The 11,139-nt window shown below is 72.4% G+C and carries 11 protein-coding genes; 3 read left to right on the plus strand and 8 right to left on the minus strand.

Features of this window, described 5'->3' with window-relative positions; all coding sequences use genetic code 11:
* Positions 1–5 precede the first annotated feature (5 nt).
* Positions 6–638 carry a hypothetical protein gene (locus tag OHV05_RS12195; protein WP_405017689.1) on the minus strand — a complete coding sequence of 211 codons (633 nt, stop codon included), beginning with the start codon at positions 636–638 and terminating at the stop codon, positions 6–8.
* A gap of 89 nt (positions 639–727) precedes the next feature.
* Here OHV05_RS12195 and OHV05_RS12200 point away from each other — a divergent pair, with 89 nt between their 5' ends.
* Both OHV05_RS12200 and OHV05_RS12205 read left to right on the plus strand, forming a co-directional pair.
* Positions 728–1,255: a SigE family RNA polymerase sigma factor gene (locus tag OHV05_RS12200; protein ID WP_405017690.1), complete on the plus strand. Its 528-nt coding sequence runs from the start codon at positions 728–730 to the stop codon at positions 1,253–1,255.
* Between the two features lie 37 nt (positions 1,256–1,292).
* Complete coding sequence (locus OHV05_RS12205; protein ID WP_405017691.1) at positions 1,293–2,384, plus strand: hypothetical protein; 1,092 nt, start codon at positions 1,293–1,295, stop codon at positions 2,382–2,384.
* 69 nt (positions 2,385–2,453) lie between these two features.
* Here OHV05_RS12205 and ahcY read toward each other — a convergent pair whose 3' ends face one another.
* The 6 genes from ahcY to OHV05_RS12235 all read right to left on the minus strand — a co-directional run bounded on the left by ahcY (position 2,454) and on the right by OHV05_RS12235 (position 8,633).
* Positions 2,454–3,902 (minus strand): adenosylhomocysteinase, encoded by a 1,449-nt coding sequence (ahcY, locus tag OHV05_RS12210; RefSeq protein WP_405017692.1) that lies wholly within the window; start codon positions 3,900–3,902, stop codon positions 2,454–2,456.
* Positions 3,903–4,180: 278 nt separating this feature from the next.
* On the minus strand, positions 4,181–5,146 hold the full coding sequence (locus tag OHV05_RS12215; protein ID WP_405017693.1) for a cation diffusion facilitator family transporter: 966 nt from the start codon (positions 5,144–5,146) through the stop codon (positions 4,181–4,183).
* Positions 5,147–5,250: 104 nt separating this feature from the next.
* Positions 5,251–6,474 carry an SIS domain-containing protein gene (locus tag OHV05_RS12220; protein ID WP_405017694.1) on the minus strand — a complete coding sequence of 408 codons (1,224 nt, stop codon included), beginning with the start codon at positions 6,472–6,474 and terminating at the stop codon, positions 5,251–5,253.
* Between the two features lie 27 nt (positions 6,475–6,501).
* A complete protein-coding gene (locus OHV05_RS12225) occupies positions 6,502–6,687 on the minus strand; it encodes a Trm112 family protein (protein ID WP_184918944.1) in 186 nt (61 codons plus the stop codon).
* A gap of 94 nt (positions 6,688–6,781) precedes the next feature.
* On the minus strand, positions 6,782–8,167 hold the full coding sequence (locus OHV05_RS12230) for a phosphomannomutase/phosphoglucomutase (protein ID WP_405017695.1): 1,386 nt from the start codon (positions 8,165–8,167) through the stop codon (positions 6,782–6,784).
* Positions 8,168–8,237: 70 nt separating this feature from the next.
* On the minus strand, positions 8,238–8,633 hold the full coding sequence (locus OHV05_RS12235; protein WP_403040659.1) for a DUF3499 domain-containing protein: 396 nt from the start codon (positions 8,631–8,633) through the stop codon (positions 8,238–8,240).
* 100 nt (positions 8,634–8,733) lie between these two features.
* On the opposite strand from OHV05_RS12235, the gene OHV05_RS12240 reads away from it, so the two are divergent.
* Entirely contained in the window at positions 8,734–9,183 is a 450-nt protein-coding gene (locus OHV05_RS12240; RefSeq protein WP_403040649.1) for a metallopeptidase family protein, read from the plus strand.
* Between the two features lie 348 nt (positions 9,184–9,531).
* On the opposite strand, the gene OHV05_RS12245 is transcribed toward OHV05_RS12240, so the two are convergent.
* Complete coding sequence (locus OHV05_RS12245; RefSeq protein ID WP_405017696.1) at positions 9,532–11,139, minus strand: DUF5719 family protein; 1,608 nt, start codon at positions 11,137–11,139, stop codon at positions 9,532–9,534.

Raw genomic sequence — 11,139 nt, forward strand, 5'->3', positions numbered from 1 at the left:
CCGGGTCAGGCGTAGTACTCGGTCGGCCACTGGTTGGGCGGCGACTCCAGCTCCTCCAGCTCGATGCCCGGGGCGGCGAGCACCACGTCGCCCGCCAGGTGGACGATCTGCTGCTCGCCGGTCTCCAGGTCGGCGACCTGGTACTGCTCGACCTGGAGCGGGCCCGAGTCGGTGTCGTGGGTCTGCACGGACTCCAGCAGCCAGCCCTGGTCGAGGGTGCGTGGGGCGAGCACCGGGTCGGTGAAGGCGACCAGCCTGACCCGGGAGCTGTCCCCCGGCTGGAGGCGGAGCAGCCGGGCGGTGGCGATCAGGAAGGCCGGCGAGGAGCCGGTGAAGGCGTGGGCCCGGTCGTGGCCCTCGGCCGCGTGCTCGGGGTTGCCGTCCGCCGCCGTCCGGACCCAGGTGACGCCGTCGACCGCACCGCCGCGCACCAGCCAGCCGCCGGAGCGCAGTTCGAGCCGCAGCGGTCGGCTGCGGGAGTCCAGGGTGAGGTCGGTGGTGGCCAGCACCGTGCCGTCGGCGGCGTAGGTCTTGGAGACGTAGCGCCAGCCGGCCGGGCCGGGGGCGCAGCTGAAACGTTCCTCGCCGAGCGGCAGGTGGTCGTGGGTGTCGTGGTGCAGGTAACGGCCGTTGGGCATGGGCCGAAGCCTACGTGCAACCTTTCGAGGACCCGACCGCATCAGCCTGTCGGGGGGTGCGCCGATGCGCCGCCCGGGAGGGGGCCCCGATGACGGGGGAGTCGCACAACGCGGAGTTCGCCGCGTACGTGGCGGCCAGGAGTGGGTGGCTGCGCAAGGTCGCGTACCTGCTCTGTGCGGACTGGCACCGGGCGGACGACCTGGTCCAGGAGAGCATCACCAAGCTGTACGTGCGGTGGCCGCGGGTCAGGCGGGTGGAGAGCGTCGACGCCTACGCCAGGAAGGTGCTGGTGAACACCTTCCTGGCCGAGCAGCGCACCTCCTGGTGGCGGCGCACCGACCGGGCCGCGGTCCTGGCGGACGGGGCGCTGCCACCCGCCGGTGATCTGGAGGCGGCGCTGGACCTGCAGCGGGCGCTGGCCGCGTTGCCGCCTCGGCAGCGGGCGACGGTGGTGCTGCGGTACTACTGCGATCTGAGTGTGGATCAGACCGCGGACGCGCTGGGCTGCTCGCCCGGCAATGTGAAGAGCCAGAGCGCCCGAGGGCTGGAGGCGCTGCGGCGCACGCTCGCCCCGGGGCGGCTGGCGTTCTCGGAGGGAGCGGCGCGCAATGGCTGATGAACTTCCTTCATTGACAGCGGAGTTGGAGGCAATCGTGGATGTCCCGGGGCCGGTCAGCACGGTGGACGCGCAGCGGGCGCAGCAGGACGGGCTGGCGCGGCTGCGTCGCCGCCGGCGGGCGGCGGTCGTCGCCACCGGGGTGGCCGTGGTGGTGGCCGCGACGCTCTCGCTGACGCTGCCCGGCGGTGGTGGGAAGGCGCTCGGGCCCACCGGGGCGCTGTCGCCCAGCCCGGTGCCGTCACTCTCGCAGAGCCCGTCGGCGACGCGTTCGCCCAGCGCGCCGCCCGGCAGCGGCACACCGGCGCCGGACCGGAGCCAGACCGCCGCACCACATGCCGGACGGGCCCCGCTCACGGTGGAGGCCGACTTCGGCTGGCTGCCGGCGAGCTCCACGACGATCCGCTACCAGCTCAGCCCGAACGGCATGACGGTCCGGGCGGAGGGCACCCGCGCGACCGACCCCATAGCGCCGTTCTTCGTCCTGACGGCCTTCCCGGCCGGGGTGACACCCCCGCTGGCGGACTTCCCGGGCGGATCGCACCCGGTCAAGGTGCCCGCACCCCCGGTGAACGGGCAGGAGGCGTACTGGGTCTCCTCGGACGACCCGGGCTACGCCTCGGGGCTGAACACCCTGCACTGGAAGAGCCCGGACGGACGGTGGCTTGAGCTCGACAGCAGCTACGTCCCGGCGGCGGACAAGGAGCGGGTGCCGCTGCGGATCGCCGCCGACGTGAAGCTGGGTCACCGGCCGGTCCCGCTGCCGCTGCGGGTGGACGGGATCCCGTCCGGCTTCGTGCTCAGCTCGGCGGGTTTCCAGCAGGGGACCGGCCAGGACAAGGGGACCGGCCAGGACAAGGGGACCTGGACGGCCGAGCTGGTCTACTCCTCGGCTCCGGGCCTGTACTTCGTGACGCGGGTGTCACCGGACGCCCACCACTCGCAGCCCGGCGGGCCGAGCACGGACCCGTGGGGAGGAGGCTGCAAGGCGGCGGACGGCGTTCAGGTCTGCGTGGAGTTCGTCACCCCGGGCACGCTCGACGCGGTGGGCGGTGTGCAGGCCTGGCTGGACAAGGTGACCCTGCTCGGCACCGACCCGGCCAAGTGGACGGCCGACGTGCTCAACTGACGGCCCGTGGAACGGGGAACGCCCGGTGCCGGTCGGCACCGGGCGTTCGGCCGCGCGAACGCGGCAGGATCAGTAGCGGTACTGCTCCGCCTTGTACGGGCCCTCGACCGGGACGCCGATGTAGTCGGCCTGCTCCTTGGTCAGGACGGTGAGCTTGACGCCCAGGGCGTCCAGGTGGAGCCGGGCGACCTTCTCGTCCAGGTGCTTGGGGAGCACGTAGACGCCGACCGGGTACTCCTCGGTCTTGGTGAAGAGCTCGATCTGCGCGATGGTCTGGTTCGCGAAGGAGTTCGACATCACGAAGGACGGGTGACCGGTCGCGTTGCCGAGGTTCAGCAGACGGCCCTCGGACAGCAGGATGATGGTGTGGCCGTCCGCGAAGCGCCACTCGTGGACCTGCGGCTTGATCTCGGTCCGGACGATGCCCGGGAGCTTCGCGAGACCGGCGATGTCGATCTCGTTGTCGAAGTGACCGATGTTGCCGACGATCGCCTGGTGCTTCATCTTCTCCATGTGCGAGGCAAGGATGATGTCCTTGTTGCCCGTGGTGGTGATGAAGATGTCCGCGATCCCGACGACCTCGTCCAGGGTGGTGACCTGGTAGCCGTCCATCGCCGCCTGCAGGGCGCAGATCGGGTCGATCTCGGTGATGATGACGCGGGCGCCCTGGCCGCGGAGCGACTCGGCGGAGCCCTTGCCCACGTCGCCGTAGCCGCAGACGACGGCGACCTTGCCGCCGATCAGGACGTCGGTGGCGCGGTTGATGCCGTCGATCAGCGAGTGGCGGCAGCCGTACTTGTTGTCGAACTTCGACTTGGTGACCGCGTCGTTGACGTTGATGGCCGGGAACAGCAGCTTGCCGTCACGGTGCATCTCGTACAGGCGGTGGACACCGGTGGTGGTCTCCTCGGTGACGCCCTTGATGGTGGCCGCCATCTCGGTCCACTTGTTCGGGGTGTCCTTGAGGGTGCGGTTGAGCACCTCGAGGATCAGGCGGTACTCGTCGTTGTCCGCGGTGGACGGGTCCGGAGCGGCACCGGCCTTCTCGAACTCGACGCCCTTGTGGATCAGGAGGGTGGCGTCGCCGCCGTCGTCCAGGATCATGTTCGGGGTCTGGCCGTTCGGCCAGGTGAGCGCCTGCTCGGTGCACCACCAGTACTCCTCCAGCGTCTCGCCCTTCCAGGCGAAGACCGGGACACCGGTGGGGTTCTCGGGGGTGCCCTCGGGGCCGACCGCGATGGCGGCGGCCGCGTGGTCCTGGGTGGAGAAGATGTTGCAGGAGCACCAGCGGACCTCGGCGCCGAGCGCGACCAGGGTCTCGATCAGGACGGCGGTCTGCACGGTCATGTGCAGCGAACCGGTGATCCGGGCGCCGGCCAGCGGCTTGGTGGCCGCGAACTCCTTGCGGATCGACATCAGGCCGGGCATCTCGTGCTCGGCGAGCTGGATCTCCTTGCGGCCGAAGGCGGCAAGCGAGAGGTCGGCGACCTTGAAGTCACCGTTGAGGTTGGTCGACATGCGGTACTGCTCCTCGCTGCGTGGGACGGGACGGGCCGGTCTTACGGGTGTGCTTCGGTGGCAGGACGCCCGACGGCACGGCGCACTGCTCCTGCGGCACAATCCGTCGGAGGACCTCTCTCCCTCGACCGCCTGCGTCCGGGTGCACCGGACGCCGCGATCGACCGCCATCAGCAGCGACGTTTGGCTCTGCTGACGAATCTACACCGACGGCGCAATCGCACGGGATTCGTACGGGTGGATTCGGCCGGGTCCGACCGGCCGGAGCCGACGGTGCGTCAGTGGGTGGGGCCGCCAGGGGTGGCCGCCGGGTCGAGGCCCTGGGCCTCCTTCTCGGCGCTGTAGATGTCCGGCTCCAGGTAGATCACCCGGGCGATCGGGACGGCCTTGCGGACCCGGGCCTCGGCCAGGTCGATGGCCTCGGCCACCTGGGTGGCGCTGTCCTCGGCGTTGACGCCGATCTTCGCGGCGACCAACAGCTCCTCCGGGCCGAGGTGCAGGGTGCGCATGTGGATGATCCGGGTCACCGAGTCGTGGTCGACCAGCGCCGCGCGGATCTTCTGCACGTCGTTCTTGTCGGCGGACTCGCCGATCAGCAGGCTGCGGGTCTCCAGCGCGAGGATCACCGCGATGGCCACCAGCAGCAGGCCGATGGAGAGGGTGCCGATGCCGTCCCACACCCCGTCACCCGTCAGCACGGTGAGCCCGACGCCGAGCAGCGCGAGCACCAGACCGATCAACGCGCCGAAGTCCTCCAGCAGCACCACCGGCAGCTCGGGCGCCTTGGCCCGGCGGATGTACTCGATCCACCCCAGGCTGCCCTTGGACTTGCGCCCCTCGGTGATCGCGGTCCAGAACGACCAGCCCTCCGCCAGGATGGCGAACACCAGCACGCCGACCGCCCAGTACCAGCCGTGCAGCTCGTGCGGGTGGCGGATCTTCTCGACGCCCTCGTACACGGCGAACAGGCCACCGACGCTGAACAGCACGATGGAGACCACGAAGGCGTAGATGTACCGCTCACGGCCGTAGCCGAACGGGTGCTCCTCGTCCGCGTCGCGGGCCGCCCGCTTGCTGCCCACCAGCAGGAGTACCTGGTTGCCCGAGTCGGCCACCGAGTGCACGCCTTCGGCCAGCATCGAGGACGAGCCGGTGAAGGCGAAGGCCGTGAACTTGCTCGCGGCGATCGCCAGGTTCGCGGACAGCGCCGCAACCAGTGCCTTGGTGCCGCCTTCGGTGCTCATGCTGGGGTGGTGTCCCTCCGACTGGGCCGGTGCGCCGCACCGGCCGACGCTCAGCTTGCCGACCGCACACAGTATCCCGGTGGGGTACGGCGCCTGAGCTCCGGTCAGTCCCGCGTGGCGGCCAGCCCGAGGTAGACGGCGGCGAAGTCGGTCAGCGCGGTGAGCTCGGCCAGCGCCTGGAGCGGATCGGCCAGCGCGCTGCGGTACTCGGTCAGCCGGACCTCGTGCGCCTCGGCCAGCCGGTGCGCACGGCGGACCGGGTAGCTCGGCTCCGGCACCTCGGCCTGGTCCTCCTCGGCCGGATCGGCGGCCCGGCCCGGGGTCTGACGGAGCAGCAGCACCTGGAGCAGCAGCGGGTCGGGCTCCTCCACCCGGTCCCGGAAGAAGTCGTCCGGGTCGGCGCCCGAGCCGAGCTGGCCGACGAACATGCCCCGGTGGGTGGTCAGCACCTGGGGCAGCACCCCGGCCAGGGCGGGCCGGCCGGCCCGGTCGGCCAGCATGGTGGCGAACCGCTCCGCCACCGCGGCCGCCACCGGGCCCTCGGCCCAGAGCAGCGGCACGGTGCCGGAGAGCTTGCCCGCCAGGTTCTTCGCCGGGTTCACGTAGGCGCCGGCGTCGGGGCGGCAGCGGACCGCCGTCTCGTCCAGCCGGTCGGCGGTGGACTGCAGGGCGCCGGGCGGCAGTTGGGTCACCCCGAGCTTCTCGGCGAGCGCCAGCAGCGGGGCCAGCAGCGCCCAGAGCGCGCCCGGGTCCAGTGCGGGCAGGTCCGGCTCGGTGCCCGCGGCCGGCTCCACCGGCTCCACCGCGGACGGTGCGTACGGCAGCGGGAGGCCCCGGACCTGGTGCGCGGCCTCGGTCAGCGGGCTCACCGCAGGGGCGATCACCACCACCGCGCAGCCGCGCGCGTACGCCTGCTGGGCGAGGCCGATCAGGCCCTGCTCGGTCCCGTCGATGGAGGCGATCACCAGCAGGTCGATCGGGCCGACCCAGCCGGGCAGTTGCCAGCTCAGCCCGGCCGAGAAGACCGGGTCGGCCGCCGTCCGGTCCCGCCGCACCGGCTCGGCGTCGGTCGGCGGCAGCGGGAGCACCTGGGTGGTCCCGGCCGCCAGCGCGGCCAGCGCGGCACCGGCGGCCAGCACGCTGCCGTGGCCCGCCACCAGCAGGGTGCGCGGGCGGCCGTCCGGCCGGAGCGCGGCGAGCCCGGCGTCGTCGGCGAGCCGCAGGGCGGTCCGCACCCGCGCCCCGGCGCCCGCGAGGGCCAGCAGGGCGTGGTCGTGGTCGGCGCGCTGGAGGGCGGCCGGGTCGTCGAGCAGGCTATCGTCGATCATGTCGGCTGGCCTCCGGCCTCGGACTCGTCAGGAGGGGCGGCGGGCCTCGTCCACCAGCAGCACCGGGATGCCGTCGCGGACCGGGTAGACCAGGCCGCAGCTCTCACCGGTGCAGCGCAGCTCGCGCTCCTCGCCCTTGCTCTCCTCGGCGAGCGCGGAGTGGCACTCGGGGCAGACCAGGATCTCCAGCAGGAAGGACGGCAGGCTGCTCATGGTCGTCAGGCTCCAGAAGTCGGTACACGGTGCGCCGGTACAGCGGTGCCCCGGCCGGGGGCAACCTTACCGGCCGGGGGTGCGGCTGCGGGTGTCAGGTGCGGATGAGGGTGAGGACGGTGTCGCGGATGGTGGTCATGGTGGTGGGGGTGTCGGCTTCGACGTTGAGGCGGAGGAGGGGTTCGGTGTTGGAGGCGCGGAGGTTGAGCCACCAGGTGGGGGTGGTGATGGTGAGGCCGTCGAGGGTGTCGACCTGGGCGTGGGGGTGGTCGGCGTAGTGGGTGCGGACCTTGGTGGTGGCTGTGTGCTGGTCGGTGACGGTGGAGTTGATCTCGCCGGAGGCGCTGTAGCGGTCGTACTGGGTGGTGAGGGCGGACAGGGGCTGGTCCTGGTGGCCGAGGGCGGCCAGGACGTGGAGGGCGGCGAGCATGCCGGTGTCGGCGCGCCAGAAGTCGCGGAAGTAGTAGTGCGCGGAGTGCTCGCCGCCGAAGACGGCGCCGGTGGTGGCCATCTCCTGCTTGATGAAGGAGTGCCCCACGCGGGTGCGGACGGGGGTGGCGCCGAGTTCGCGGACCACTTCGGGGACGGTGTGGGAGGTGATCAGGTTGTGGATGACCACCGGGTTGGCCTCGCCGTCGGCCTGGGCGCGGGCGATCTCGCGGGCGGCGACCAGCGCGGTGATCGCGGAGGGGGACACCGCGTCGCCGTTCTCGTCGATGACGAAGCAGCGGTCGGCGTCGCCGTCGAAGGCCAGTCCGAGGTCGGCGCCGGTCTCGGTGACCTTGGCCTGCAGGTCGACGAGGTTGGCGGGGTCCAGGGGGTTGGCCTCGTGGTTGGGGAACGTCCCGTCGAGTTCGAAGTACAGCGGGACCAGGTCCAGGGGCAGGCCGGCGAAGACGGTGGGCACGGTGTGGCCGCCCATGCCGTTGCCCGCGTCGACGACCACCTTCAGCGGGCGGATGCCGGTCAGGTCCACCAGGCCCAGCAGGTGCCCGGCGTACCCCTTCAGGGTGTCGCGGGCCGACAGGGTGCCGGGTTCGACGTCCAGGGCGGGGACGGTGACGGTGTCGTCGTCGGCGGTCCAGGACTCCACCAGCTCACGGATCTCGTCCAGGCCGGTGTCCTGCCCCACCGGGGACGCACCCGCCCGGCACAGCTTGATCCCGTTGTACCGCGCCGGGTTGTGGGAGGCGGTGAACATCGCACCGGGCAGGTCCAGGGACCCCGACGCGTAGTACAGCTGGTCGGTGGAGCACAGCCCGATCTCCACCACGTCCGCACCCGACGCCGCCGCACCCAGCGCGAACGCCCGCGACAGCGACGGCGACGACGGCCGCATGTCATGCCCCACCACGATCGCCGACGCACCCACCACCCGCACGAACGCCGCACCCAACGCGAACGACAACGACTCGTCCCACTGATCCGGCACCACACCACGCACGTCGTACGCCTTCACCAGCTGCTTCAAGTCCCGCACTGCCACTCCACACCTGTTGGGTCCTCAGAGGAGGGCAGCGTACCCGCAGCTGATGACCGGTTCGGTGCGGTCAGTTGTCGGGCGAGCGGAGCACCCGCAGGTGGCCGCGGCGGCCCGCCTCGCCCGGGTCCGGCTCGGACATCCTGGACTGACGGGGCGTCTGGGGCCGGGCGGCCTCGCGGACCGCGTTCGCCAGCGCCTCCAGATCGTCGCTGGAGCGCCGCAACGGGCCGACCTCGGCGGCCAGCCGGACCACCTCCCAGCCACGCGGGGCGGTCAGACGTTCGGCGTGCTCGGCGCACAGGTCGTAGCAGTGCGGCTCGGCGTACGTCGCGAGCGGGCCGAGAACGGCGGTGGAGTCCGCGTAGACGTACGTCAGCGTAGCCACGGCCGGTCGGCCGCACGCGGTCCGCGAACAACGACGTACAGAGCTCACGAGGGTGGACGGTACCGCACTCCTGACCAGGCCGCGAAGACCCTCCCCCGTCGAGTGTCACGTGTCGCCGACATGGGCCCGGCCGGGGTGGTCCACTTCCGCGCCCTCAAGGACTACGCTCGACACTGATATGGACAGCTCCGCACCCCAATCACCGGCCGAGCAACCTCGGCGCCGTCGGCACCGGGACCGGCACGGCCGCGGCCTGCGAGGGCCGCTGGCGCCTCCTCAGGTGCCCATCTCGCTCACCAGGTCGGAGCTGTTCGACGACTACGTGCGCGAGTCGGTGGAACGGCTGGAGCGGCGGTGGCCGCAGCTGGTCGACGTGGAGTTCGCCGTGCAGGAGGTGCCGCTCGCCGACGCGGGGGCGCCGGAGCCGGAGGCGGTGCCGCTCGGGCGGGTGATCGCGGCCGCCCAGGGGCGGAAGAGCCGGATCATCGTGTACCGGCGGCCGGTGGAGATCCGGGTGAAGAGTCGGGACGACCGGGCGGCGCTGGTGCACGAGATCCTGATCGAGCAGGTCGCGGACCTGCTGGGGCTCTCGCCGGACGCGATCGACCCTCGCTACGACGAGGAGTAGCCCACCGGGGGCTGCGCTGCCGGCAGGCGCTCAGCCGTCTGCGGTCCAGGGGCTGCACTGTAGGCAGGTGCTCAGCGGTCGACTACCCAGGGGCTCGGGGCTCTGCTGATGTGCGGCTCCGCCGCGTGGGCGAGGAGATCTGCCGTGCGGGTCACTGCGAAAGTCCCTGACCACCTACGCAACAGTGACCTTCTCCGAGGCCGGCGTCGCAGGGCCCCGAGCCCCTGGTGGTGCACCACGTGCCAAAAGGCCGGCGTCGCCCACGCGGCGGAGCCGCACAACAGCAGAGCCCCGAGCCCCTGGACCGTAGACGGCTGAGCACCTGCCGAAAGCAGAGCCCGCAGGCGCCTAGCGGAGCAGGACTGCGGGGTCGGGGTCGGCGTGGGGGACGCTGACGGTGCTGTGGTCGTCGCGGATGGACTGGATGGTGAACATCGGGACGTCCTTGAGGGGGAGCAGGAGCATCCGGGCGGCGGCGACGGGGCCGCCCGCGACGGTTTCGACGGTGAGGCCGAAGGTGCCGTTCAGGCCGGCCGGGTCGGGGGCCGGGAGGCTGACCGTGGCGCCGGGCGGGATGTCGACGTCCTTGCTGGTGGGGGTGCCGCCGGCGCTGCCGGCCGAGCTGGTGACCCTGACCTTGGTGGCGGCTTCGCCGGTGGCGGTCAGGAAGACGGTGCTGGCGCCGCCGCCCCGGTTGTCGGCGAGGCTGCCGCGCTTGGTGATCGGGGTCGCGCCGGTGAGCCAGGCGGCGTCGGACTTGCCGTTCTGGGTGCGGTCGACCCGGACGGTGGCGACGATCGGGGTCGGGTGGGCCGGGTCGGACGGGCTGAGGCGGAGTGCGCCGGGCTCGCCACGGGTGATCTTGTCGAGGTCGACCGCGGTGACCATGCCCGCCTTGACGTGCACGGTCTCGAACCCGGCCGGGGTGAACCAGCCGTTCTTGCCGGAGACCTGGACCTTGAGGTCGGCGTCGTCGTCGCCCGGGGCGGCCACCACCAGGCGGGCGGCGTTGCCCTCACCGATCATCAGGCCGGGGATCACCTGGGTGGCGGCGGGGGCGGCGGAGGCGGGCACCCAGTCGGCGCCCTTGTTGCCGTCGGCCGCGTGCAGCCCGGCCCCGACCCGGCCGCTGCGGGCCACCACGTGGATGGCCAGGTCCTTCTGATCCTTGATCAGCGAGGGCAGCCGGAGGGCCTGCGAGGTGCCCGGGGCGAGCGTCAGACCGTCGGCGGCCTCGACCTCGATCGGGCCCTTGTCGCCGTAGAACTTGAGGTCGACCACGGCCCCGGTCGACTCGGCGTTGACCAGGCTGACGTAGTCCACCCGGTCCCCCGCCGTGCTGGCGCCGGAGAACCAGAAGCTGGTGTCCGAGGGGGTGCAGTCGATGCCGGAGAGGCCGAGGCCCTGCTGGTCGGTCACGGTGGTGGTCTGGCCGACCGCGAAGCCGGGGGCGTAGCCGCCGGTGCCGGTCGCGATGGTGCCGGGGGCGGTGTCACCGTTCAGGGCGGGTCCGGCCACCGGGGTGCCGACCTTGGCGAGCGCCACCCGGGCGTCGCTGGGCGCGGTGTCGGCGGGGTTGGTGCTCGGGGCCGCCGAGGGGCTCGCGGGCGCGGCGGGCGGCGGGGCGGCGGCCGGGTTGCGCGGGGCGACGTCCAGCAGCGCGCCGTACCCGCCGGTGGCGCTGCCGCCGGGCGGGGTGAAGAGCGAGAGCTGGGTGGTCCCGGTGAGGCCCTGGACCGGCTGCGGGCAGACCTTGACGGTGCGTTCGACCTGGGTGGAGGTCGCACTGCCGGTCACCGCGCCGGCCGGGTCCACCGGCGGGCGCAGCTCGGCGATGCCGAACACCACCCCGAGCACGACGGCCCCGGCCAGCAGCGAGCTGCCGGTCCGGCTGCCGCCGAGCGCCTTGAGGTCGGGCGCCTTGAGGCCGGTGGTCTTGAGCGTGGGCTTCTTCAT

Source organism: Kitasatospora sp. NBC_00070, assembly GCF_045041205.1.
Classification (GTDB): domain Bacteria; phylum Actinomycetota; class Actinomycetes; order Streptomycetales; family Streptomycetaceae; genus Kitasatospora.